This window comes from Spirosoma aureum, from assembly GCF_011604685.1.
GTDB lineage: Bacteria > Bacteroidota > Bacteroidia > Cytophagales > Spirosomataceae > Spirosoma > Spirosoma aureum.
This window is the reverse complement of record NZ_CP050063.1, coordinates 1904744-1930199: the sequence shown is the minus strand read 5'-3', so window position 1 is coordinate 1930199 and position 25456 is coordinate 1904744. Positions and strand designations below refer to the sequence as shown.

Below are 25456 nucleotides of genomic sequence, written 5' to 3'. Positions count from 1 at the left end.
GACCAGTAATGCCTTTTTCGGTTTTAAAATCTAACTTATTCAGATAAATATAACGTCCTCGATAACATCGGTACCCATATCTTTATTTACAAGTTGAATCAGTTTCTGCTTGGCATTGACGAGTTCATTACGCAGTGGAGCTGAAGCGATCTCGATATGTAATTTCCGATCCCTAACGTAGAGACGGTTTGTTCGCGATGCAATCGTTGGCCCCATCATACGTCCCCAGAAGGCTTCGAGGTACGTTTCGTTGAAGCGAGTCTGAAGTTGATACGCTTTCAGCAACTGCCCGATTGCATCCTTCACAGTTGTAGTTCCGGCTACTCGGGTAGCATTTTCACGGTTGTAACGGTAGGTTTGGTTCATCGGGGGGGTGTCTTCGCCACAAAAGTAAATATCCGCCCGATTAAATAAACCTTACTTGCCAACGAAGTCAAAAAAAATAAGGCAACGGTCAGAAAATAGGGTCTGTGTTTGGATTGGCGCGCTTTGGCTAGTATACTTGCGGTATCAAGTCAATTGCCAGACGTCAATCATTTCATACCGACGTCAATTGATTTATAAAGAAGCGAGGAGAGATCAGGCTCTGTGAATCGCTGGCAACCTACCACATGGCAAGGTGCTAACTCCTGCCTAAAGCAACCGCGAAGGCGGACGGTTAGGGACTATAAATCGTTTAATCACATGCGCTACACACGGCACTGTATGCCCTACGAGGCCTACTAAGCATCACTCACCTCATCGCACCGCTAACCGGGAGTGGTTTTGTGCGGTTCCATATGTTTATGGTTTTCAGTGCCGTTATGCCTTCATAATGCCTGAAAACGTTAGGGCAGAAAACGCATTATCCTTTGGACATCCATTATTTTAACTATAAATATTCGTTCCCGCTTGAATCGGGAGAGAGCTTACCGGGTTTTCGGTTAGCTTACACCACACGCGGAACACTGAACAGCGATGGGTCTAACGTTGTCTGGATTTGTCATGCTTTGACCGGCAATGCCGACCCCGGCGACTGGTGGAATGGCATGGTAGGGCCAGGGAAATACTTTAATCCCGATACTGATTTCATCGTCTGTGCCAATATTCTCGGTTCCTGTTATGGCTCAACCGGACCTCTCTCAGTCAATACAACTACAGGAAAGCCCTTCTACCACGATTTCCCGACAATTACCATCCGCGATATGGTTGAAGCGCTGGACCTGTTACGGCAGGAGTTGGGTATCGATAAAATTCATACCTGTATTGGTGGATCCGTTGGCGGAGAACAAGCGGTTGAGTGGGCAATTCTACGCCCGAATCTAATCGAAAATCTTGTTCTGATCGCTGTCAGCGCGGTTGCATCGCCCTGGTGTATTGCCTTCAATGAAGCCCAGCGTATGGCTATTGAAGCTGACCCCACCTGGATCGAACGACGCGACGATGCAGGCGCGTCGGGGATGAAAGCGGCTCGGGCTATGGCCATGATTTCGTATCGTAACTACGATACATATGGCTTTACGCAGGCTCTCGATAACAACGAACAACTCGATGGCTATAAGGCCGCTGGCTATCAACGCTATCAGGGGGAAAAAATAGCCGATCGATTTAATGCCTTTACGTACTGGACGCTGTCGAAGGTAATGGATTCGCACAATGTCGGTCGAAACCGGGGTAGCATTCTGAATGCACTCAACCAGATAAAGGCTCGCGCCCTCGTTGTTGGCATCCGTTCCGATTTGCTGTTTCCAATAGCCGAACAGCAGTTTTTGGCCCGGCATATTCCTAATGCAGTCTACGAAGAGATTGATTCTCTGTATGGCCACGACGGATTTCTGATCGAATTCCGCCCCTTGGGCAGCATTCTCCGAAAATGGATGGCTTCAGCCACGTCTGATTCAAACAAAATGGCCGAAGCAGTAAAAAAGTAAAGCATCAGCCCTTCAATCGCATGAAGCTTTCTTCAACCTGCGGGTAGTATCACTAAAAAATTATTGACTAATGGCAAACGGGTTTATAAAGATTTGACAACACATTTGTCAGCTTATGAGTTAACCCATTCCGGTGCAGTAATCTATTCATGCGGGTTGTAAGAAGCCATTAGGTAACCCTTAATCATACAATAACCAGATGGTCTGGTACGAAGACGACGTTCGGCAACTCGAAGCCAAAATCAAGTTAGTTCATCCCGCATCCGATCGGGTTGTGTTTTATGGTAGTTCATCGATTCGACTTTGGTCGACGCTGGCTCAGGATTTTCCGCAAATCGATACGCTTAATTTAGGATTTGGCGGTTCAACATTAGCGGCCTGTGCCTGGTTTTTTGACCGACTGGTTGTTCCGGCAAATCCTAAATCCATTGTATTTTATGCAGGTGATAACGACCTGGGCGACGGTCGCCATCCTGAGGAAGTTTACCTGTTTTTTTGCGCACTGGCCGATAAAATGCGCCGGGAGCTACCTGATGTACCGCTGTTTTTTCTAACGATCAAACTAAGTCCGGCACGCTGGGGAATTGGCGATAGGATTCGCCTGACAAACAGACTCATTGCCGACGAAGTGGCTAAAAACCCCGCTTTTCGAACCATCGACATGACTTCTCCCTTATTGGGTAACGATGGCCGGCCACGTCGCGAATTTTTTGAAGGCGATGGACTTCATCTTAACCAGGCTGGTTATCAGGTATGGAAAGGAATCTTACAGGAATCGCAGATTTTTAATAATTTGTTTACCTACTAAGTTAGCCTGATTTGCCCTCTCTGATGCAATTTCACCCAATCTATCACCTTCCTTATGCATCGTGAGTATCATAAATGGTTCAGTCCAAATCTGAATCGTGACATGGAGTTGCTTGTCTTCGGCCATTCGGGGGCTCGTGTACTTGTCTTTCCGACCCGACGAGGTCGTTTTTATGAGTACGAAGAGTTGGGCCTTGTAAATGCCCTGGCCGACCGACTTGAAAACGGCTGGCTCCAACTTTTTTGTGTGGATAGCGTGGATCGGGAAAGTATTTATAACCGCTATATTCCTCCACCAGAACGTATTAAGCGGCATGGGCAATATGAAGAGTATATCCTGAATGAAGTTCTGCCATTTTCGCGTCTGAAAAATCCGCAGCCCTTCATGATTTCGCACGGGTGCAGTTTGGGAGCCTATCATGCGGCAAACATTGCCTTTCGTCATCCGCAATGGTTTGGCAAATTAGTGGCGCTCAGTGGCCGATACGATTTATCGGCTCCGGTAGCTGAGTTCCGGGGGTTATTCGATAATTATTATGATGAGGATATTTATTTCCATAATCCCAATCATTTCCTCCCGAATTTGGGCGATGGTATTGTCCTCGACGAATTGCGACGAATGCAGATTGTTATGACCGTGGGAGCTGCCGACCCATTTCTGAACAGTAATCTGGCCTTAAGCGAAACCCTTGGGCTAAAAAACGTATCACACGAATTCTACATCTGGGACGGGCGGGCGCATCAGGCCGACGACTGGTACAAAATGGTGCAGATATACCTCTAGTCGTTATTCTGGTTAGGGTAATTTAGCGGCCAGATTCAGGTATGGCTCCAGTAAATGATGTACAAAAATCGTTTTTTTGTTGTCAGGGTATTTTTTAAAGTACGCTTCGTCGGCCAATAGAATAACAAATGTTCCCGTCCGGACGTAATGACTGGATTGATAAAACGTTGGTGGAATGTATTCTTTCAGGTTTGTTTTTACATATTTCCCCGCAAACTGACCCAGATATTTTTGATAATTCTTCCGCGCCTTCTGGGCTGGTTTAGATAACTTGTTGAACACATATTTCAATGCCAGATTCTTTGGGAATTTCTGTTTTTTCAATAAATCCGGAATATTGGCAAACGGGTTTGTCTGATTAAAATCTTCAAGTGTCTGGATGGTAATCGGCATCTCGGGAACCCAGTCGGCAGAATTGACGACATTAAACCCCCAACCACCGGCTGTCAATGCTTCATACTCATAGGCATAAAACAGATTGCCGGGCTTAGGTGCAGCACTACAATACGTTTTAAATTGAACAGTTGGCGGAATTTTACCCTGCCGTTGCAATTGCTTCAAATGAGACGTCATCAGGTAGCCAATGGCTCCGCCCTGGCTATGCCCCATGATGTAAAAATTTGTGATTCCTGCCCGAACGCATGAATCCAGCCGGGGCAGAATTGTCTGTGCCAGAAAAGCGGCACCAATCAGCCAGCCGATGTGCACAGCAGCCTGAGGATGATCGGCAAGGTGATAATCGAATTTATAATCATTCGACAGGATTAGCTGCCCTTTGGCCGGTACCATAGCTGCATAGAAATTCTCTAACCAGCCAACCGGCTCCAGTGTTGTTCCACGAATACAGATGGCAGCCACCGAATCGGGTGAGGTCCATAAATCCCAGCGATTGTCCAGACCAACTACCGGCGACCGATAGACAAATTTGAAACGCTGAGGTTTTGGAATAGGGCTATTGACAGGCAAGGTATCGACCTGTCGTGCAAATACGCTCATTAGCTCAACGTATTCCGTTTTGCTGAAACCAGGCTTAAGTTTCTGGCCAAACAGCGTTGTGGATGCCAGAATAAAGAAAAGCAACGTTAGAGGTTGTTTCATAAAAGACGGAAACAGATCTTATTGACAGCTAAATTGTTGTTGATGGAAACTGTTTACGCTCGATTAATTATTTTACCGATTCCGCCTGCAAACGTGCCAGTAGCCGTTCATCGTTCTTTAGCTATAATTCATTTCCCAAAATGCCGTATGAATTCGTTTCGCTCAGCGCTTTTACAAATGTACTTTTGACAAGGTATCCTTACAAGATAACTATCTATTCTACTGGCAATTGCTGTGGCTCCAGGAGGCTATTGCTGACCTTGCGCTGGGCATTTAACAACGCATTGGCATAGGGCTCATACAACACGCGACCCGGCGGATCGACCGATAGATCAGCATCCCATAATCCGGAATGATGCCAGTGATCCAGATGGTCCCAGTCGGGCCGGTCTATGATCGGATACAAACAAACACCCCAAAGCGGCACCCCTGCTTCAATCACAGCGGCACATTCTTGGCCGATCATGTTAATCCAACCCGGCCGGTCAATTCCAGGATGGCTAGTTTCGGTCAGAGCAATGGGTTTATTGTATCGATGGTGGGCTTTTAGAAGTAATCGCCGTAGGGGCACCCAGCGCGGATCGGGAATGGCATCGGCCCACCCCAAAAACGTACTGGTTTTGTTGATCCACTGGTTGTTGTAGTAATAATTAAACCCTAGAATATCGAGGTATTCGGGCGAACCACCCAATTCTGGACAAATAGCCCCGGCTAACATATCTACCGACTGAAACTGATTTTCATCGGCAATGGCAGCATCTATAATTTCCTGTTCGGTAGCGTTCATCGGTGGCACCATCTGTACCAATGGTTCGGTCGTCAGGATACGAATGGACGGATCAAGTTCACGCATAGCGGCAACGCCTTCAATGTAGGCTCTCATCAGCCCAACTTTCACTTCCCAACCCTGTTTGGTGCAGTAAGGTGATGTACCACGCACATCGCCCCCTAGCCAGGAAATAAAACTGACTTCATTGATGGGTGTTACAATTAGTTCATCGTCAGGATACCGATCGCGATAAAAATGGACAAAGGCCCGGCAAAGTGCCGCAAAACGGCGGGCAAACATCGGGTGTAAGGGCGTCAAATCGTCGGGATAACCAAAATGACACAAATCCCAAATTTGCTGAATACCCTGCCGGCGTCCTTCGGCCAACAGTTGTTCTACCACATGCCAGTCATACTGATAAGCGGTTTTCTCGACCTGACTCCAGCGAATACCCTCCCGAACCGTGCGAATCGCAAACGAATTAAGGTGTTTATAATCGTCGCTTAATCGTTGTAAATGCCCCGTCAGGGGTAGAAAATCCACCCGATTACCAAAGCAATTGAGTTGATCTGTGCATTCATAACCTGCCCACCAGAATGACTGAAAGGGGTTCTTCGTTAAGAATGTACGTTTGCTGATCATAATTTCGGGTTAAATATGTGTAGTTATCCAATATGACTAAAAAAAACATCGATCAGCCTATATCCTGGGCTTTTCTGAGGGAAAGGGCTATAAATGCCACCTATAATGTCCAGATGCTGCTCGGTACGTTGTCAGCTATTTGTCGTAAATCCTCATAATGCCTGAACGATAGCGATGACTAGCTTGGCCGAGTTGCGGGCAGCCGTGGGATAAAACTTGTCGTAGGCAATATGTGCTTCGGCATCAGCACGATCACTCAGGCTACGAATGATCAGGTGCGGCACCTTTACCTGATAACAAACCTGCGCAATAGCCGCTCCTTCCATTTCAGTAGCATCTGCACCGAACTCAGCTCGTAGGCTGCTTACTTTTACCGATGACGCAACAAACACGTCTCCTGTTACAACCGTACCGGTCATAACTTTCACCGGTCGATCAGAAACACCACCCGATGCAAGTGGAATCCCCTCCAGCGTAAGACTTGTAACTACTTTTTCAGCTAATCGCATCAACGACGAATCAGCGGGGAAATAGACCGGATTAAACTGTTTCGTGATAACGTTTCGAGTTTGCCGCGTCGGTGTATTTTTATCGGTGATCGAACCATAGTCGTGGTGGGCGGTCCGGCCAGCAATGACAATGTCACCAGGTTGTAAATCGGGGTTTGTGCCACCCGCTATGCCGGTGAACAGTACGCGTTCTGGCCGAAAATGGTCGAGCAACAGGGCCGTTGTCATGGCCGCATTGACCTTACCAATACCGGTTTCGGCCACAACGACTTTGCGTTTGCCAATGCGCCCGGTGGTGAATGTCACTCCGTCGACTACAACAGTTTTTGGCTTTTTCAGCGTCTGTTTAACCAGCTCAACTTCAGCTCCGAATGCGCCCAACAAGCCTGTAATGGAGCGAGGTTTATAGTGCTGAGCAACGGTAGTTTGCGAAAGGAGCAAAAGAACGAGGAAGTGTTTTTTTATGCGTTTATTATTCATAAGGTTGTATTAAGCAATCACAAGGTACAGCCTTTTGCCAATAGAGAGACAACTATGTCAATTTAGCGTTTTACTCTCTGATTAACTGCATTTCGTAGTCACAATCGACATTTTCCGTACACTCATGGACTCATTACATACCGGATAAAAATTATTGAGGTAAACAGTTGGTTATAAAAAACTTAAATAAGAAATTTAGATGACTTGTATTAATAAAATATCATTTTTTACAAATAAAATGACAAAATATGCTACTTTTCTACTAATTTTTGGGCTACTAGGATTTATAAAGGCAAGAACAAGCTGGGCTCAAACTGGACCGACTTCTAATTCAGCACTTTGTGGTACGGTAGACTTGACTCCCGCGCAGGCCCTATCGCTTGTTCAGCAAGCCAATCTGGCACTACAAGAAAAGAGAGCTTCCGGAGCTGTATTTACGAATATAACGTATATACCCATTCGCCCCCATATTGTCCGCCGGAGTGATGGCAGTGGCGGTCTGAGTCTTGCGAATCTGAATCGGATGATGGCGGCTACGAATAGCTATTATTTGCTCAATGGCTTTGGCATCCAGTTTTATTTTGCCGGTACCACACCCGACTACATCGATAACGATGGTCTATTCAACAGTTTTCCGTATCCGGAAGGATCAACGGTAGATGGTCGTGATGCCGCCAATGCAATGAACCAATATTACATTCATAGCTTTTCTGCCAGTGTTGGTGGCTATGCTTATTACCCTGCCAATAACATTGTTACAACACGCTCATTTATTGGGGTATTTAACAACACGGAAGCGGACATCAACGATGCCAGTAACCGGATAATACCCCATGAATTAGGCCATAATTTTAACCTCTACCATACATTTGGCAATAACAATGGTAACGCAACCACGACTGAGCTAGTCACTCGGGGAGCGGGGGCCAACTGCACGACCGATGGCGATCTGATCTGCGATACGCCTGCCGATCCGTATGGCATGTATGGGGCTGATGTTACCTATGTCAATAATTGTCCTCAATACAATCCGAACAGCTTCGCCCACGATGCTCATAATGAGTATTATACGCCCTCCATTACCAATCTCATGTCGTATTATTTTCCCTGTACACATGATTTTACACCGGGGCAGTATGATCGGATGCAGGCCGGATTAGCCCTCCGTCAAACCCATACAACCTACACACTCGATGCCCCGGCTACGAATGTCGCTCCAGTCAGTAACCTAACGGCTAATTTTACGCTGACATCGATTGTCCTCAACTGGCAGGATAACGCCAATAATGAGATGGGGTACTTCATTGAACGCTCTACCTCCCCCACCTCAGGCTTTGCGTGTATTGGGGGGGTAGGCCCAGACGTAACAACATTCACAGACATCAAATTTGACAATCGAACTATCTATTATTATCGCATTCGTCCGTCCAACACAACTACAGGCAGTTTTAGCTCAACGGCTAATGTCGATACGACAATACCTTCGGTAACGGGCCTGAACACAAATAACATTACGGCGAATAGTGCGGTTCTGAGTTGGAATAGCCTGGGTTCAGGCCTAACCTATGATGTACAGTGGCGTGCCGTAGGAAACGCTACCTGGACCACTGTTTCTAACATCACAGGTATAAGTAACTCCCTCTTCGGTTTGACTCCGGGTACTGCCTATGAATGGCAAGTGAAAGCATCGGCTAGTACTGCGTATTCCGGGCCGATTGGTTTTTCTACTCCCTGTACAGCCCCCCAAAACCTTTATTATTCGCCTAGTCGTACTGTGGCCTCTCTATACTGGTTTGGTACTGGTTCCCCAACCTATACCCTCCAATGGCGTCAGCAGGGAACTGCCAACTGGACAACTGTGACAGGAATAACGAACTCAACCTACTCTTTAACAGGGCTAACCTCATCGACTGCCTACGAATGGCAGGTGCAAAGTGTTTGTTCGCTTACAGCTAGTTCAACTTACGCCGGTCCGCAGTCATTCACAACACTCTCCTGCCAGGCTCCAACTAACCTAAATGCTATTTCCAAATCGATATCAGCTCAGTTAAACTGGTATTCAAACGTTGACCCAGGCCAAACATTTGAACTGCGCTACCGCCCGGTAGGTGCAGTTACCTGGACGTCGGTCGCTAGTTTAACAACGACAACCTATTCGCTGACCGGTTTGACAAATAATATACAGTACGAATGGCAAGTCAGGAGTATCTGTTCCATAACTGAGTCCTCAGACTATAGCTTTCCGAATACCTTCACGACCTTCTGTCTGGCAATTACTGGTTTAACCGCTAACCCTACTACCACATCGGCCAATCTATATTGGGGCTATGCTGGCATTCCTGAGCCGAGTAGCGTCTATGAATTACAGTATCGCCCTGTAGGCAACCCAAACTGGATGACTACTATTGGCTATAATTCCGGGTCATCGTATAATTCCCGAACGCTAACCGACTTACTGGCGAACACCGCCTATGAAGCTCGCATCCGAACGCTCTGCTCACCAGGCGTAAACACTGATTATTCGACCATCGTCACCTTTACAACGGGCTGCTATGCCCCGGCCTCCAACAGTCTGTATATAAGCAACACCTATTCTTCCTTTGTCCAACTTCAATGGAGCGTTACTACCGATGCCAGTTCAGCGTTTGATCTGCGTTACCGCACCGTAGGCGCAACAGACTGGTCAATACTCAATGGTATAACGACTCAATATTACTCATTGACGGGTCTGAACGGCAACACCCAATACGAATGGCAGATCAGAACGGTGTGCTCACCTTCCACCAGTTCAACCTTCACACCAGGTCCGAATTTTACAACCAACTGCCATATTCCCAGTGGATTATATGCACTTGCCAAACTAAAGTCGGCCACGTTAAACTGGAGTTCTGACGAATCTGGCTCTAGTTACGATGCTCGGTATAGACAGGTCGGAACCACCGATTGGACCACGGTTAGTAATCTGACCAGTTCAAGCGTGGCCATAACAGGCTTAATTAGCAATATCAGCTATGAATGGCAAGTCAGAGTGCGGTGTGCTAATGGCTCATACTCAGATTTTTCAGGCTTAAATACCTTTAATACGGCGCCCTGTAGCCTACCCTATAATTTAGTGGCCTCAGTTAGCTATAATGGCGCCCGTCTGAGCTGGTCTTTTGATAATGCTGATGCTAATACGCGTTATGAAATTCAATATCGGCCAACCATGGACTTTGCAAATCCCGGCTGGAATACGCTCTCTAATCTGACCAGCAATAATGGCAACGGTTATGTGGACATCAGCGGATTAATTTACAATAGGTTCTATGAATGGCAAATCAGAACACTTTGCTCACCCACCGAAAGCACGGTCTTTTCGGCTAGTTCTTATTTTGCTACTCAGTGCGAAACGCCAACTAATCTTAACGTTACGACAACGCCTACAACCGCCCGATTAAACTGGTCATTCCAACGTGCAGATGCCGACACTCGGTATGAGGCTCGCTATCGGGTCGTCGGAACGACGAACTGGGTGTTCGTCGGCAATCTGACAAGTGACACTGGTGTTGGCTATGTTGACATTACTGGATTAACCAACAATACACAATACGAATGGCAGATCAGAACCCTATGTTCAGTGACCAATGGTTCTTCATTTACGCCATTAGCCACATTCTCGACCCAATGTAGTGTTCCTACCGGACTGGTTGCTAACGTTCTAATTAATTCAGCGACGTTATTTTGGACTCAATTGTCAGGAGCCGTTGGTAATTATGAAGTGCGATACCGGCTTACTGGAACAACAGGTTGGACTACGATCAGTAACGTAACCAGTACCAGCACAGCAATATCGGGACTCACAGCAAACACTGTCTATGATTGGCAGGTCAGGACGTTATGCGGTAATAATGTTGCTTCTGATTTTTCGGACATACGAAGCTTTTTAACCAACTCCTGCAATACGCCCGTAAGTTTGTATACGAGCAATTTGACTACAACCTCGGCCCGGATAAACTGGTCTTTCTATAGTGCAACAGCCGAGACTCGTTACGAAGCGCGTTACCGGGCAGTAGGAACCACCGACTGGGCTACACTCAGTAATTTGACGAGTCTACTCGGAAGCGGTTATTTTGACCTGACTGGCTTGACCGAAACGGGGCCCTATGAGTGGCAAATTCGAACGATTTGTTCGCCTTCTGAAAGTTCTGCCTTCTCTTCATCGGTCACTTTCCGAACGCTTAGTCCTTGCCAGAGCATGTATACCATCAAAACGGGTTTATGGACAGATCCTGCAATCTGGTCATGCGGGCGATTACCCCTTAGCAGCGATATCGTTGAAATAAGGCATTTTGTAACCGTTCCGGCCAACCTGATCGTTTTTGCGAAGAAGGTCAGCATCGACAGCGGGCAGCGGCTGATCTACAGTCTCAATACTCAATTGAAGACAGGATTTTGACGGTTTGTCATCCGGCATCAAGTGATACCAGTTTTGAAAAATTGGTATCACTTGATGCCCGAATTGGGCAAAACCCGGCAATCAAAAGTGCTCGATTTTGCCAGACCAAACGATGGATGAGCCAAAGAGTTTGGGAAAACCTCACCAAAAAGTCGTTTTCTATGACAATAGCACCGTTGTGTGCCTGCCGGATTGGCGTACCCCTTGTTACTTTTTACCGAAACGTTGGCTCGATCCTGTTATCTACTTGCCCATGACTATGAATCCTACTAATGTCTGATTCGATTCAGACGTTAGTAGGATTCATAGTCGAAATGCAGGGTCTCTACCGTAGTCCGGTTGCCAGCAGGTAATGGCATAGTGGATGTCTTAATCCGACGAATAGGCAGATTAGCCGCATTGTATTGGTATTGATAGGAAATGGATTCGGCCTCAGGCAAAAGAGGATTCTTCTCGGTCAACACATTGTTCTGGCTCAAATTAAGCACATTATCGATCCCGCCAAAATAGGCTTTGGGCGACCCTGGTGATGATTGCAGATTAACAAATCCATTGGGATAGGGTGATGGAATCACATATATCCCGTAGAAAGGATTGACTTTATCATCGTGGGTATACACATTGTTAGACCCACTGCTTGGCAGCATTACGCCATGCCCTGTCACGTTCAATGTTGTTTGATAGGCTGTCAGGTTATGGCCTGTGAACGTGAAATTCCCAGACCCATTGATCGTAAGGCCACCCGTTGAAAAATTGCTTGTATGACCTACCGGCTGGTTGGTGCCATTGTAGCTAAATGTCAGAGTTAGCCCATTCACGTACTGTATTCTGGAAACCTCGCCCGAAGCGTTATACGAATATACATACTGCTCAACCCGGTTGGGCCAGTTACCTCTGGGATACAATACCACCTCATGGCGAAGCTGCGTAAATCGATTCTGCTCATCATAGGAGTATGTGCTATATTCAACTTCAGAAACAGTACTGTCGGGTGTCTGATAGGTCAGGATGGCGCTAAGCTTGCCCTGTGCATCATAGGAAAAGGCGCTGATTTTTGACCGATTATCGGGTAACTCCTGCGTTATTGTTTTGACTCGCAAACGGACAGGTGGTGAGCCTGGAGGCACCAGAATGCTATGATCAGCGCATTGAGACAGTGCTACAATCACCAGTAATCCGGTAACCCATTGGTATAAATGTGTGCTTTTCATGGTTTGTATAAGAAAATGAGGTGTATTTGGAATAAGGCTATAAATAATGTAGGCTGGCCTGGCCGTCTGTAGCGACCTGCTTACTCATTTATAATTAACTAGCCACTTATGTGAAAAACTTCCGACTAACAGATTAGCCGGGAAGTCAATACATTCCAGAATAACAGCGCAAAGGGGTATATTGAGACGTTTAATGTTATGCCTAAGCCCGTAAGGAAGTATATTGAGACAGCATTATTTGGAGGTATACTCCTGTTTCTGGTTTATCAATCGGTACGGTGGGCCATGATTTATTGTTTCCCCAGTTATACGGTTGGAGTAGTCAAAGCGCCTTATAAGGGGGCTAAGGGTATGTATGGTATCGAATATGCCTATTCTGTATCAAACAGGGCTTATACCAGTAGCCAGCGAAGAAACACGTTTGATAAGGCAAAGGTAGAGCCAATGGGCAACCGGTATGTAGTTAAATATTGCTCAAAAGTTCCGCGCTGGAGCAGGATGTATATGGACCGTCCTGTTCCGGATAGTATTCCTGATTTTAAGATCTGGTCAGATTTTCCCGCGACAGGCTGGGGCAGGCTTTCGAACCAACGTGAAAAAACACAAGAGGAGTCACGCTAGGAGTTGTGTGATTGTACAGTATAATTTCGTTATCTGGGCTCTGGAAACTCTTGCCGTTAATAAACCAGGTTCGGATCGCTAAACCGTATGCCGTTCCTGGCTTCCGGGAGTACCTAGAATCTCATAGTCAAAAACAGCCTACGATTGACCGCATTGCTAAGCGAAAGCTGGATTTGAATGGGTATATTTGTTTATAACCAATCTGCATCAACAATGAGAGCCATCGATAGTATCCGGCAAAAAGCAAATCAATTAACGCTTGATAAAGTATCCCTAAACGGCGAGCTAATTCACAACTGGGAAGCGTATAGCCCATTCGACGATGGCCATTCGACTCAGGTAAGGATCTATTTTGATGACTTCTATATTCGATTTAGGCAGGATTATTCGCCTACTGTCAATGAGTCGAACTTGCGGGTAGCCCCCGTCCTGAAAATGGTGGATCGGGAAACCCTGGAAAAAAATTTAAAGAGAGCGGAGGGAATTATTGACAAGATACGCCACACCCATTTCAAGGAAGAAATGGCCCGGGTAATCGAATTTAATATGATTCTGGATGATGGCCGCCCGATTGAGCGATGAGAAAACTGTTCGGGTTTCAGCAGCTTTGAATAGGCTCAACTAATATATAATGTTCATTCCCTGAATTCTAGCTCAGCCGCTAACGCTCGTTTTTATTTATTTCTACAGATAGACTAAGGGTAAATAGGCATTTATCCGTCTACTTAGTGTACTGAATATCCTGAATTGTTCAAAAGTGGGCATTACGGGCTTTAGAGAAATTAATCAAGTCCCCATTTTGCTACTGGCCGGATGGGGCTTTTTTTTGGATTGAATCGCAAAAACGACAGCATCCAGGTTAAATCGTTTTTATCTGAGTACTGTCAACTCAGTCTACTCCACTCCTTCAAGTCGTAATCTGGCGACTTAATACAATACCCACTGTCAGCATAAAGTAGACGATTAAAAGTAGGTATTCTCCATGCCTGACTTCTCATTAGGTATCCACTACACACGTTTAGCCTACCCTTCCTTTCGACAATGAAAAAGCTATTCTCCCTCCTTTTTTTGCTGGGGCATTTTTCGGTAGTCGCCCAGCCAGCGGCCGAATCGTATCCAATTGATTCAGCTTCAATTGAGCAGGCCGGCGTTCCTAAAGGTGAAGTTATGAAGTTTACCTTTCAGGATTCCAAACGTTTCCCCGGAACCTGGCGCGAGTATTGGATCTATGTACCCGCTCAATACCGTCCAGATAAACCGGCTTGCGTATATGTCAACCAGGACGGCATTCAGTGGAAGGCCCCCACTGTTTTCGACAATTTGATCCATCGAAAAGAAATGCCCGTAACCATTGGGGTTTTTGTCATGCCCGGCAAGGTGCGAGTCGTCGATGGCGACCCTACTCATGATCGGCTGAATCGGAGTTTTGAATATGATGGACTGGGCGAAGCCTATGCCCGGTTCATTTTAGACGAGATTTTACCCGATGTTGAAAAGCAAAAGACCAGCGATGGTCGATCGATTCGACTCTCGAAAAGTGGCAACGACCGCGCCATTGGTGGTTCAAGCAGCGGGGCCGTTTGTGCCTTCACCGCAGCCTGGGAACATCCAGAAGCTTTTTCCAGGGTATTTAGTGCAATTGGGACCTACGTTGGGCTAAGAGGTGGTGACCGCTATGCAACTTTAATTCGCAAATATGAGCCCAAGCCGATTCGCGTCTTTTTACAGGATGGAACCAATGATCTGAATAATTTCGTCGGCGATTGGTGGAAAGCCAATGAAACCATCGATCGGGCGTTGATTTTCGCGGGCTACGAGGTACAGCATGTATGGGGTGAAGGAGGGCATAGTGGCCAGCATGGTACGGCTATCTTTCCCAAGGCTATGCGATGGCTCTGGAAAGATTACCCAAAACCTGTTACAAATGGACAGACCAAGAACCCTTTTCTACTAGATATTCTATTGCCTAATGAAGGCTGGGAACTGGTTGGCGAAGGTTACTCCTTTACGGAGGGGCCAGCGGCAAATGAGGCAGGTGAGGTTGTTTTCCAGGACGTATTAAACGGAAAAACGTTTAAAGTTGACCAGACAGGCAAACCTGTCAGCATTAATACCGATTCCAAAAAAGCGGCAGGCACAGCCTATAGTACGAGTGGGCAGCGCTATACCGTATCAAGCCGGAGTAATGCGGTATATCGATACGATCGTTCAGAGAAAGAGACAGTTGTAGCAGAGGGTCTATCGGGCAATGACATTACGGTGGCAAAAAATGGAAATCTATACATTACTTCTCCGGATGGAACTGACAAGCCAAGCACAATTTATCTGATCCGACCTGACGGCCAGAAAGTAGTGGTTGACGGCGGTGAAGCGACAACGGGTTTAAAGTTCGCCAATGGGCTGGCTTTCACACCCGATCAGCGCCAATTATATGTAGCGGAATCAGCTTCGCACTGGATATGGGCGTACCAGGTCCTGCCCGATGGGCAACTGACTCATAAACAACGCTATGGGTGGCTTCATGTTCCTGATACCGCCGAAAATGCCTGGCCAGATGGACTGAAGTGCGATAGTGCCGGTCGGGTCTATGTGGCCACACGACTAGGCATTCAGGTTCTTGATCAGACAGGTCGGGTCAATGCGATTATACCTACTCCCACTGGTTACCCTTCCAATTTATGCTTTGGCGGCAAAAACTTTGACACGCTGTACGTAACTTGTGGAGCCAAGGTATATAGGCGTAAATTAAAAGTAAGAGGTCCATCACCTAATTGATAAATCGCCATCTATTTCAATTGATAGCAACTCATGGCTGAATATTGAAATTTGGTATTTTTGATATATGGAAGGATTATCTGATCAGATAGAGCCGAATTTGCCATCGTCCGAGCAACAACGGATCGATGCCGCGAATGATTTTCTGACTATTTGTGACCGTTTATCTACGGGCTATGATAGTGGTTATTATTGGGAAGATGTGCAGCGGGCTTTGCGCATTGCTGCTGGCCTGGAAAAGTGGCCTACCTGAAGAGGTTATGGTTGAATTCGTCCCAATAATAGCTTTTCTATGCTAAGGACTCTCCTGGTTTCGTTTATAGGGAGAAGTACATAATCTATTCCTAATCTCAATCATGAGCCAGCCTGTTTACACATCCATTCCTGATACGTCGGACACTAATTACTGGGAGAGAAAGTCTCATAGTGAAAAGCATCAGAGCAGCACTTTTATACCAAGAGACAAAGAGCTACACCAACAACTAAAGGCAAAAGCCTGGGTTGAGATTCAAGCCTCCCTAGATCGTAAGCGACGAAATTATTAAATTAAATGCCTTGTCAGAGCAGGCATCAAGCGATTGGAGCATCACCAATTGCGAAAAATAACCATGTCTTTTATTTGGCTATCGCATGATTTAGGTGTCATTCCTATGCACCTATCCAGGAAAACCCACAACAACCAATAGAGGTGGTGGTCAATAGAGTTACTTGTTTGGAGTGGGTATCTGCGCTACATCGATCGACGCTTCCCGTATTACTTCAGGCACATATTTACGATCTATTAACTCATTCATCGGTGTACGTTTGGTCAATAGGCCCATGCTCAATCCCATATCCTCAATGCGTGCAAGGTCTTTATCTGTAGGGGTAAGGTTTACATAGCTAACACGTTTGGGATCAGCAGTAAGCACATAATTAAGGACTTTCTCATCTTGCCGGTAATAGGGAGCTACCAATTTCGCGGCTTCTGCCCGGTGTGTTTCGGCCCACGCGCCAGACTGCGCAATACCACGCACAAGATCCCTGACCATGTCTGGCTGGCTTTTTATAAGATCTTCGTGTACAACCAGCGCGCAGGAGATAAAGTTGGGCCATATATCTCGCGCATAATAGAGAACGCGTCCAACACCGTCGAGCTCTGCCTTTGCACAGAATGGCTCACCGACAAAGTAAGCATCGATGGCGCCCGCAGCGAGCGAGGTTGGCATGTCAGGGGGAGGAAGTACGACAAAATTGATGTCGTTGGGCTGCATTTGATAATCCGACATCAGCTTGTGAAGAACGAAATTTTGATTACTGAACAGACTGGGAACCGCTACTTTTTTCCCCTTGAGGTCGACCAGGCTTCTGATCTTACTGTTCTTGCCAACCACAACCTGCGAGCCGTCTCGGTGTCCGAGATAACAAATTTTTACGGGTACCCCCTGCTCCCGAAGCTTCATCGCCAACGGAACGATCATAAACGTTGCCTGAACTTGTTTCGCTTCCAACGCACTGACGACCGTCGGAAAATCGGTAAAGACGCGCGAATTGAAGTTGGTATTGGTTTCAGTTGTCTTCGAAGCGAAGTCGGTAACCGGACAGGTAAGATGACAGGTTACGGGTAAAAAACCCACAGTAAGTTCTCGATCGGCATGCTTGTTGCCACCTTTATGGATAACTTCTGCGCGAGAGCCAGTAAAGTCGCCAAAGGGTCGATAACGAAGTACTCCCAAGACTGTAATAACAGCGGCAACGCCGATAAAGAGTTTTATTCCTGTTCGTTTCATCCTGTCAGCAATATATACATGAAAGTTTGTAGTATCAAAACCCTACTACTCAGGCACACTACTAGTATTGTTCAGACCCAGCTCACGGAGGATCATTCTCATTGCCTCGACCACCTCATCATCAGCCAAACCCCGTGGACGAGGAACAGTAATGGATAGTTCCCGGCAAATCGTTGCGGGCCTTTTGGACAAAACCAGAACACGATCAGCCAACTGAGCAGCTTCTTCTATATCATGAGTCACGAAAACAACCGTTCGTGGCTTTTTCTCGAGCACTCGTGCAAGCTCACTGCGCATGTTAAGTCTGGCCTGATAGTCAAGCGCGGAGAATGGCTCATCCATCAACAGGATGTCAGAATCGCCGGCCAGTACCCGAGCTAACTCAGCCCGTTGCCGCATACCGCCAGACAACTGATGGGGATAGTGGTTGCCAAAACTTTTAAGATTTACCAATTCAAGCAGTTCCGTCATATCATAGTCACGTCGCTTCTCATCTTTCACCGATCGAAGCCCTATTCCGACATTCTCGGAGACCGTTAGCCACGGAAACAATCCGTCCTGCTGATACACTGTTCGGGCTGTGCCCTCTCTGGTGATCTTTCCAGACACCGGGGCAATATGCCCCGATAGCAAATTCAAAATGGTTGTTTTACCACAACCACTTGGGCCAACCAATACAACCACTTCGCCGGCCTTGACCTCAAGGTTAAGATTCTCCAATACGGCTACGTCGCCATAGCGATGATATACCTTATCAAATACCAACTTGCTCGCTTGCTTATCTCTCATATCCCCAACGTACAGCCGGTAAGTTTGTTAACTGAGCAAGTAGACGATCTATGCCCATACCGAGCGATCCGATTACCATCATATAACAGACAGCGGAGTCTAAACGCAATCCGTTCCGTGCCTCCCAGATACCGTAGCCCAATCCATCCTGACAACCAACCATCTCAGCGGCAACAATCACTACCCAGGCAATACCATAGCTCATTCTCAAGGCGGTTATTACCTGTGGAAGTACGGCAGGGAACGTAATATGTGTAAGAAGTTCTACCCCGCTATAGTTGTAGTCTTTCGCCACCCGAAAGTAGATACTTGGAATACCAGCTACAGCAACCATTGTGGCGAGTGTCATCGGAAAGAACGTTGCCATAAATATCAGGAATATAGCTGGCTTATCTCCGATGTGAAACCAGAGGATGGCAAAAGGTATCCACGCCAGCGGTGACAGAAAGCGAAAGAAGTTAAGCATGGGTACAAGTGCCTGGCGCGCCTGGAGATGCTGGCCCAGCCACAATCCAATTGGTATGCCCATGCCCGCTGCCAGCACAAACCCTATAGCTACACGCCAAAGTGAGGCAACGATATCGTTTAGCAGACGTCCTGCGGTTAATTCTTCTTTAAAACTTACGAATACGGAGGCCGGAGATGGGAAAGCATACTCAGGAAACAAGCTGAGCGCTGAAATTCCATACCACAAGAGAATCACTCCCAGCAAAACCAGGATCGAAGAGAATCTGCCCAGCGGTGAACTTACTCGTTTCGTCGGCGATGATGGACTTTGCATAGTCATGATGTTGGCCTTCATTGGTATTCCAGCTTTTCCTGCGTTCTTCCGCAGTTCAGCATCATTTGTCCCATATAGGGATTGGCGAGTTCTTCGGTAGCGCTTAGCCAGGTCGCACCCTGATTGTTGAGCGCCATAGGACAATACTGGTAATACAGCGGAGACTTATTCACACGGAACGCTTTCACAACAGCATACATCGCTTCGCTAACACCAGCAAGACCTGATCGGGCCTGTTCAATCTCAGTACTGTTACTGATTACTTGCAAACCCGTTTTTAGTTTGGATGATTGAATGAAATAGAAATCCATTTGCTCAGCCGTCAGTTTCGACATGTCAAATTTATCGGTTGTTGCCAAAAGGTCGGCAGCAGCCGTCTTTGCTCCGGCCAGACTATCGCTGATCAATGCCTGGTTCAAGTTGAAATACCCTCTAAGTAAATCATGGATCCGATCTTTAACAAGAGGGTCCGCGCTTGTGAATAACGGTATGGACACGGTAACTGCCGCGCTCTGAGAAGCAGACGCATGGTCTGCTTCACTGCGACGAGTTGAGCATGAGGAAAGCAGCGAGATAACAATTGTGGCAACGATAGCCAACGAAGGCAATCCGGGAGAGCAGTTCATTGACGCGAATTTAAAGATTCCTAACGACATCTTGCTAAGGTACACGTTAGCTGCTTTTGTCGTCTCTCAAATATGGTTGCCGAAAAGCATTATCAACCATTGTTGTGGACCACTGAATTGATCTGTAATGAAAATTGATTAAAAACTTTGGCAAACCGTGATCTGGCTAAAGCCACTTATTCATCGACAAGACCGACCGGCCAGTTGCCGGGCAACAGCAATAGACCTGCGGCAGGGAATCGCCTGGTGTCTTGGCCAGCAAACGCCCGGCTCAGTTTGAACCGGGCGTTTTATGATCATTAAGTAAGACCAACTAAGGTTTCAATAGCTTCACTTGCTGGTGTTGCTGAGCGGTATTAACCTGCAAGAGTAATAGCCCCTTGCCCGTACCAACCGGCACACTCACCCGTTCTACGGAACCCACTTCCTCAAGCCGTTGCTGATGGAGGACTTTGCCCTGCATGTCCACCAGATCTAGCTGTACGGCCTGGCCCATTACACCCCGGATCTCTACCTCGACAGATTTGCCCTCAATCGGATTGCCCAATACCTTCACTTGCAAGCCCGCTCCTGCTTCACCCGTACCCACTCGCGCTGGGCTGCTACAAGCTGCTAACCAGTTGTAGAGATAGCTGGCCAGGGATGCCCCCTGTTTAGCCGTCAGGGTAATACTGGGGTTATCGGTATACAGATTCAGACTGTAAGGTCCCGGATTGGTGGTAGTCGACATCTCATTGACTACCGAGAAACTAATCGGAGAACTGTCGCTGCCTCCGTACTGGGGCGTAAAGGTCACTCGTCTCAGACCTGGACTCACTACCTCACAGCTCACCGTTGAGACACCCACAATCGTAAAGCCCGAAGGCGTAGTCGGTGCTGGATTGACTGTCAGCTGAAAGCTGGTTTGGGCTGACAAACCACCTGGATCAAGAGCGGTTACCTGAACACTGCTAACTCCTGTGGTAGATGGCGTGCCGCTGATAAAGGTACCATTGACACTTAACCCAGCCGGTAAACCTGTAGCGGAATACGTTAAGGATTGTCCATCAGGGTCCGAAAAGTAGTTGTTGAGGTTCAACTGATAGGCTTGTCCCACCAGAATGGTCTGATTAGGGATGCCACTGGTTGTAGGAGCTTGATTGGGATCGGTACCACTCTGGCAGGAAGCAAACCAGTTGTAGGCAAAGCGGGCTTCAGCATTACCCGCCTGATTGGCTACTAGCGTAATCACCGGATTATCGGTGTAGAGCTTAAGTGAATACGGTGGAGAAGCCGTGGTGGTAGGCATCTCATTGACCACCGAGAAACTGATAGGATTACTGTTTTGACCCGAATACTGGGGCGTGAACTGAACCTGATAGCCACCTTTAGCTTCATCGATGAGCGTACAGTTGACCATTATCACAGCCGTGATTGCGAAGCCACCTGGCAGGATTTGCAAGGTGATTGGAGTGCTTGCAGGGCTTGTGCAGGCTCCTACCGTACAACTCGCCGAGAGGGTATAGTTGCCGGGCTGAGTGAATGTATAAACGTCTCCAATGGCCTGGCCTGTTCCGCCCTGTGGACTCCAGTTCAGTGTACCCGAGCAGCCACTGGCCGTTACCGAGATCGGTTGATTGGCTGTTGAGGTGGCACTGGCAACCAGGACAGGGATGGGCAGATTACTGTTGCTTTCCACCGTGCTGGTTGCAACGGCCGAACAGCCATTTCCACTAGTCAGTGTCACCGAATAAAGACCTGGTGTAGTAACACTGATTTGCGGCTCAACAGAACCCGTATTCCAGCGAAAAGAACCTGACCCCTGTGCAGTTAATGTCTTCGATGGACTCTCGCAGGTAAGCGTCACTGAAGAGGGAGAAATGCTCACCAAAGGGGCCGATTGATCAGCCGAAACCGTGGCACTGGCCGTCGCCGTACAACCGTTAGCGGCAGTCAGCGTCACCGAGTAGATATCCCCACTACTGACGATGATCTGTGGATCGTTGGAGCCTGTTGACCAGTGATAGCTTCCCGCTCCCACCGCCGTAAGGGTTGCCGACGGATTGGTACAGGTGAGGGTCGCAGTGGCAGGGCTAATACTCAGATCAGGAGCGGATTGATCGGCGGTGATGCTGGCACTGGCCGTCGCTGTGCATCCATTGCCCCCCGTTAGCGTCACAGAATAGATGTCGGCCGCGCTCGCCGTAATCAGTGACTGGGTGGAGCCTGTCGACCATTGTAGGGTTCCTGTTCCGATTGCAGTGAGGCTAACCGTGGGATTGGCACAGGTCAGCGTGGCGCTGGAGGGCGTAATGCTGACAGAAGGAGCCGTATCGTCCTGTCCGATAATGGCACTAGCGGTTGCGGTACAACCATTGGTCGAAGTTAGGGTGACCGAATACGTACCGGATGCACTCACCGTCCGGACGGGATTTGTGGAGTTATCATCCCAGCGAACTGCCCCCGTACCCACGGCCGTCAGACTCACCGACGGACTAGCACAACTCAGCGTCGCAGAACTGGGAGAGATGCTTACTGTGGGCGGAGTATTATCTTGCTGGATAAGAATCGAGGTCGATGCTGTGCAGCCATTGGGGGCCGTCGCCGTTACCGAATAGGAGCCTGCACTACTGACCTGGATCTGGCTCTCGGTAGAACCATTCGACCAATGAACCGAGCCTGTACTGACGGCCGAGAGACTGGCCGTGGGATTGGCACAGGTCAGCGTCGCGGAGCTGGGGTTGATTGAGATAGTGGGGGGCGTCTGATCAGCGATCACGGTCGATGAAGCGGTAGCCGAACAGCCATTGGCTGCAATGACGGTCACCGAATACACGCCCGCCTGACTGACGGTAGCCGTGTTGGAGGAAGGGCCGCCGGGTTGGCTAGCCCCATTACTAAAGAGATACGTACTGCCCCCGCTGGCCACCAATTGGACGGTGGAACTGGCACAGGTTAAGGTTGCACTGGCAGGACTCATGGCAGCCGAGGGCAGTGTGTTATCCTGGCTAACCAGGGCAGTAGCCGTGGTCGTACACCCGCTCACGTTGGCAATGGTCACTGTGTAGCTCCCCGGTTGGTTGACCACAAACTGGCCCGTGTTGTTGATTTGCCCATCACTCAGTGTGTAGGAGTTACCCCCGGTAGCCGAAGCCGTCAGCGTAACACTCGTTGTGGCACAGGTTAGTGTACCGCCCGTCAGGCTGGCATTGGTAGGGGCGCTCTGGACGGTTAAAGTGGCGGTGGCCGTGTTGCTGCAACCCGTAGTGGTATTCGTACCCGTCAGCGAGTATGGCCCGGCCAGCGAGACCGAGATGCTGGCCGTGGTCTCTCCTGTGCTCCACTTGTAGGTTAGGCCCGTAGTGGGTGTAGCCGTGAGTGCGGTACTCTGACCGGCGCAGATGGTTGTCGCCGACGGGTTGATGCTCACCAAAGGCGGGGCGTTGACGCTGACAACGGCCGACCCGCTCATGGTCTGACTACAACTCGTCGTCGTAACGGCCTGGACGGTGTAGGTACCAGTGGTACTCTGAGGACCAAAACTAATGGGGTTATTCGTACCGGGTATGACATTGCCAGTGGGGTTGCCTTCAAGCAAAAGCTGGTAGTTGACCCCGGACTGGGAACCAGAAAGGCCCACGGTAGAGCCCGTGCTCCCGGCACAATAAGGACCTCCACCAGTCACGCTGAAGGAGGTAGGCAGGGAATTGGCTGTAATAGACGCGTAGGTAGATGTAAGGCTCGTACAGGCACCTGTGACGACAAGTCGATAAGAGCCACTTTGATTGACAGGCAAACTATAAACTGAAGAAATCGATGTATTGGTTGTACCCGAAAATAAGTTGCTCACTACTGTATTGTCCTGATAAAAATCAATACTACCACCACCCGAGCCTAACGATACAGTATAGTTAAAATGAACCGTTGTTCCCACGCACACGGTGGTAGCCGACTGAGACGTGCTGGTAATGGTCGGGGAAACGTAGGCTTCCCCCTGGTATTCGGCCGCCCCGATGTCGATGGTACGCAGCTTACGAGCATTGCCCAGCACGTCGGTTGTGGTTGTGTTGGCCGCGTCGTTGCCCGCATCAACGGCTGGAGCGCACAGCGATAGCTGAGGCCCCGTAACATTGGCAAATGGGAATTGGTTGAGTGTCTGGTTGTGCCCCCCGTCGGTATAGTCGGTCTCGTTCGCTTCAATCAAACAGTAGCTGGCATTGAGCGAAGCGGCCGTTTCCTCTACATGAATCGCATCCTGACCACCGTTATTCCAGAACAGGCTATTGACCAGATTGACAGTGGTATTGTTTTGTACTCTGAAAGCACCGGGCGTATTTCCACTAAAAGTGCAGTTGATTACATTCATTGTGCCCATATTCCCTCTGAATGCAGCATCTGGAACGTCGGCGGAATTTTGGCCAAAAAAGCAGTTCACTATCGACGTACCGTCACCGTTCTGATCATAGATACCTCCAATCTGGTTGGCGACATTGTTGACGAAACTACAGTTCGCAATTCGTAATCCAGCCGTAAACGCGTTGGCTATTGATGCACCTGTGATCCCACTATTCTGAGTAAACAGACAATTAAGGATACTTGGAGAACTACCAATATTAAATATTCCCCCGCCATAGGCAGATAACTCGCCACTCGCTCCATCAGCCTTCCCACCCGTAATGACAAATCCGTCTAAAACAGCTGAATTGTCTAACCCATTGCTATTGTTTAAAATAACATGGTAGCAGTTGTCAGCCTTATCGCCGACGGTACCAATGTCACCTGACAGGGTGGTCGAAGAGGGAATGGCTGAGCGGGCGGTGACGTTATTCTCCGTACCGGCTATTCCTGTGAAGCCTCCTAACACGCTCACTCCGTTCTTATTGGAAAAGCTCGCCGTGCGGGGATCGCTCAACCCACTGATGCTAGGCATGTACGTACCTCTTGCCACCCACACCTGATCGCCTGACGCCGACGCGTTGATCATGGCCTGCAGATCACCTGAAGCATTACTCCAGGAAGATCCATCGCCCTCCGCCCCTGCTTTCACATAACGAATAGTAGAGGCTACTGTCCTGGCCGAACCAGTAACAACAGGACCTGAATGATTGGCAGCCACGTTGTGTTGGAGTGCGCTGGGAGTTGGGAATGGAAGGACCAATTGCCTGGATTGCGCCAGAACAGACAAGTTCGTCCATAAGCATAGGCTCCATAATAGAAAGGTAAAGAATTTTTTCATAACAGATTTGCTTAATTGAATCGGTAGTAAAGAGGTCACAAACAGAAGTGGACTTAACGGGAATGAAGCACGAACCAGCCAAAAAGCGATTGAGTTGATAACGATCAGAAGCCTAAACTACGGTAGCCATAGACTTATTGATGAACCTGCCAGGAGTGGAAACCAGCGGTAAGGGTATACTCATAGGCAAAGTAAGGGCATGATTTGAGTCGATCAGACACAAAATAAGGCTATA

General features: G+C 48.1%; 18 protein-coding genes and 1 riboswitch. Of the genes, 8 read left to right on the top strand and 10 right to left on the bottom strand.

The genetic code is table 11. The annotated features are described in order from the left end of the window. Positions 1–39 precede the first annotated feature (39 nt). A complete protein-coding gene (locus tag G8759_RS07785) occupies positions 40–366 on the bottom strand; it encodes a DUF721 domain-containing protein (RefSeq protein WP_167206731.1) in 327 nt (108 codons plus the stop codon). Positions 367–555: 189 nt separating this feature from the next. Beyond that, a riboswitch (SAM riboswitch) is annotated at positions 556–674 on the top strand. A 177-nt stretch (positions 675–851) separates the two neighbouring features. On the opposite strand from G8759_RS07785, the gene G8759_RS07780 reads away from it, so the two are divergent. The 3 genes from G8759_RS07780 to G8759_RS07770 all read left to right on the top strand — a co-directional run bounded on the left by G8759_RS07780 (position 852) and on the right by G8759_RS07770 (position 3501). After that, the gene (locus tag G8759_RS07780) at positions 852–1910 is read left to right on the top strand and encodes a homoserine O-acetyltransferase family protein (RefSeq protein ID WP_167206730.1); all 1059 of its coding nucleotides are present in this window, start codon (positions 852–854) and stop codon (positions 1908–1910) included. Positions 1911–2109: 199 nt separating this feature from the next. Then, a complete protein-coding gene (locus G8759_RS07775) occupies positions 2110–2718 on the top strand; it encodes a GDSL-type esterase/lipase family protein (protein WP_167206729.1) in 609 nt (202 codons plus the stop codon). A gap of 54 nt (positions 2719–2772) precedes the next feature. Continuing rightward, a complete protein-coding gene (locus G8759_RS07770; RefSeq protein ID WP_162387742.1) occupies positions 2773–3501 on the top strand; it encodes an esterase family protein in 729 nt (242 codons plus the stop codon). 12 nt (positions 3502–3513) lie between these two features. Here G8759_RS07770 and G8759_RS07765 read toward each other — a convergent pair whose 3' ends face one another. The 3 genes from G8759_RS07765 to G8759_RS07755 form a co-directional block, all read right to left on the bottom strand. Beyond that, entirely contained in the window at positions 3514–4599 is a 1086-nt protein-coding gene (locus G8759_RS07765; protein ID WP_167206728.1) for a lipase family protein, read from the bottom strand. Positions 4600–4813: 214 nt separating this feature from the next. After that, positions 4814–6010: an amine oxidase gene (locus G8759_RS07760; protein ID WP_167206727.1), complete on the bottom strand. Its 1197-nt coding sequence runs from the start codon at positions 6008–6010 to the stop codon at positions 4814–4816. 152 nt (positions 6011–6162) lie between these two features. Next, positions 6163–6999: a 5'-methylthioadenosine/adenosylhomocysteine nucleosidase gene (locus tag G8759_RS07755; RefSeq protein WP_167206726.1), complete on the bottom strand. Its 837-nt coding sequence runs from the start codon at positions 6997–6999 to the stop codon at positions 6163–6165. A gap of 355 nt (positions 7000–7354) precedes the next feature. Between G8759_RS07755 and G8759_RS07750 the strand changes: the two genes are divergently transcribed. Then, positions 7355–11434: a fibronectin type III domain-containing protein gene (locus G8759_RS07750; RefSeq protein WP_232074168.1), complete on the top strand. Its 4080-nt coding sequence runs from the start codon at positions 7355–7357 to the stop codon at positions 11432–11434. A 293-nt stretch (positions 11435–11727) separates the two neighbouring features. Here the strand turns inward: G8759_RS07750 and G8759_RS07745 are convergent, their stop codons facing one another. Continuing rightward, positions 11728–12645 (bottom strand): hypothetical protein, encoded by a 918-nt coding sequence (locus tag G8759_RS07745; RefSeq protein ID WP_167206724.1) that lies wholly within the window; start codon positions 12643–12645, stop codon positions 11728–11730. Positions 12646–12843: 198 nt separating this feature from the next. On the opposite strand from G8759_RS07745, the gene G8759_RS07740 reads away from it, so the two are divergent. From G8759_RS07740 to G8759_RS07725, 4 genes are all read left to right on the top strand, one after another. Then, on the top strand, positions 12844–13266 hold the full coding sequence (locus G8759_RS07740; protein WP_167206723.1) for a hypothetical protein: 423 nt from the start codon (positions 12844–12846) through the stop codon (positions 13264–13266). A gap of 213 nt (positions 13267–13479) precedes the next feature. After that, the gene (locus G8759_RS07735) at positions 13480–13848 is read left to right on the top strand and encodes a hypothetical protein (protein ID WP_167206722.1); all 369 of its coding nucleotides are present in this window, start codon (positions 13480–13482) and stop codon (positions 13846–13848) included. A 459-nt stretch (positions 13849–14307) separates the two neighbouring features. After that, positions 14308–16041: an SMP-30/gluconolactonase/LRE family protein gene (locus G8759_RS07730; RefSeq protein ID WP_167206721.1), complete on the top strand. Its 1734-nt coding sequence runs from the start codon at positions 14308–14310 to the stop codon at positions 16039–16041. Positions 16042–16108: 67 nt separating this feature from the next. After that, entirely contained in the window at positions 16109–16294 is a 186-nt protein-coding gene (locus tag G8759_RS07725; RefSeq protein WP_167206720.1) for a hypothetical protein, read from the top strand. Positions 16295–16745: 451 nt separating this feature from the next. Here G8759_RS07725 and G8759_RS07720 read toward each other — a convergent pair whose 3' ends face one another. The 5 genes from G8759_RS07720 to G8759_RS07700 all read right to left on the bottom strand — a co-directional run bounded on the left by G8759_RS07720 (position 16746) and on the right by G8759_RS07700 (position 25221). Next, positions 16746–17810, bottom strand: a complete 1065-nt coding sequence (locus G8759_RS07720; RefSeq protein ID WP_167206719.1) for an ABC transporter substrate-binding protein — start codon at positions 17808–17810, stop codon at positions 16746–16748. A gap of 45 nt (positions 17811–17855) precedes the next feature. Further along, positions 17856–18599, bottom strand: coding sequence for an ABC transporter ATP-binding protein (locus G8759_RS07715; protein WP_167206718.1), 744 nt, complete (start codon positions 18597–18599; stop codon positions 17856–17858). Beyond that, positions 18589–19380 carry an ABC transporter permease gene (locus G8759_RS07710; protein ID WP_167206717.1) on the bottom strand — a complete coding sequence of 264 codons (792 nt, stop codon included), beginning with the start codon at positions 19378–19380 and terminating at the stop codon, positions 18589–18591. Before G8759_RS07710 ends, G8759_RS07715 begins: the two co-directional genes overlap by 11 nt. A 17-nt stretch (positions 19381–19397) precedes the next feature. Beyond that, entirely contained in the window at positions 19398–20006 is a 609-nt protein-coding gene (locus G8759_RS07705) for a DUF3347 domain-containing protein (protein WP_167206716.1), read from the bottom strand. A gap of 313 nt (positions 20007–20319) precedes the next feature. Beyond that, positions 20320–25221, bottom strand: coding sequence for a beta strand repeat-containing protein (locus tag G8759_RS07700; RefSeq protein ID WP_167206714.1), 4902 nt, complete (start codon positions 25219–25221; stop codon positions 20320–20322). Positions 25222–25456 lie beyond the last annotated feature (235 nt).

Coding starts and splice junctions, on each gene's coding strand:
- G8759_RS07785 (WP_167206731.1), bottom strand. CDS start 366: ATGAACCAAACCTACCGTTACAACCGTGAAAATGCTACCCGAGTAGCC.
- G8759_RS07700 (WP_167206714.1), bottom strand. CDS start 25,221: ATGAAAAAATTCTTTACCTTTCTATTATGGAGCCTATGCTTATGGACG.
- G8759_RS07765 (WP_167206728.1), bottom strand. CDS start 4,599: ATGAAACAACCTCTAACGTTGCTTTTCTTTATTCTGGCATCCACAACG.
- G8759_RS07705 (WP_167206716.1), bottom strand. CDS start 20,006: ATGAACTGCTCTCCCGGATTGCCTTCGTTGGCTATCGTTGCCACAATT.
- G8759_RS07775 (WP_167206729.1), top strand. CDS start 2,110: ATGGTCTGGTACGAAGACGACGTTCGGCAACTCGAAGCCAAAATCAAG.
- G8759_RS07745 (WP_167206724.1), bottom strand. CDS start 12,645: ATGAAAAGCACACATTTATACCAATGGGTTACCGGATTACTGGTGATT.
- G8759_RS07725 (WP_167206720.1), top strand. CDS start 16,109: ATGGAAGGATTATCTGATCAGATAGAGCCGAATTTGCCATCGTCCGAG.
- G8759_RS07760 (WP_167206727.1), bottom strand. CDS start 6,010: ATGATCAGCAAACGTACATTCTTAACGAAGAACCCCTTTCAGTCATTC.
- G8759_RS07710 (WP_167206717.1), bottom strand. CDS start 19,380: ATGCAAAGTCCATCATCGCCGACGAAACGAGTAAGTTCACCGCTGGGC.
- G8759_RS07715 (WP_167206718.1), bottom strand. CDS start 18,599: ATGAGAGATAAGCAAGCGAGCAAGTTGGTATTTGATAAGGTATATCAT.
- G8759_RS07770 (WP_162387742.1), top strand. CDS start 2,773: ATGCATCGTGAGTATCATAAATGGTTCAGTCCAAATCTGAATCGTGAC.
- G8759_RS07730 (WP_167206721.1), top strand. CDS start 14,308: ATGAAAAAGCTATTCTCCCTCCTTTTTTTGCTGGGGCATTTTTCGGTA.
- G8759_RS07755 (WP_167206726.1), bottom strand. CDS start 6,999: ATGAATAATAAACGCATAAAAAAACACTTCCTCGTTCTTTTGCTCCTT.
- G8759_RS07735 (WP_167206722.1), top strand. CDS start 13,480: ATGAGAGCCATCGATAGTATCCGGCAAAAAGCAAATCAATTAACGCTT.
- G8759_RS07720 (WP_167206719.1), bottom strand. CDS start 17,810: ATGAAACGAACAGGAATAAAACTCTTTATCGGCGTTGCCGCTGTTATT.
- G8759_RS07740 (WP_167206723.1), top strand. CDS start 12,844: ATGCCTAAGCCCGTAAGGAAGTATATTGAGACAGCATTATTTGGAGGT.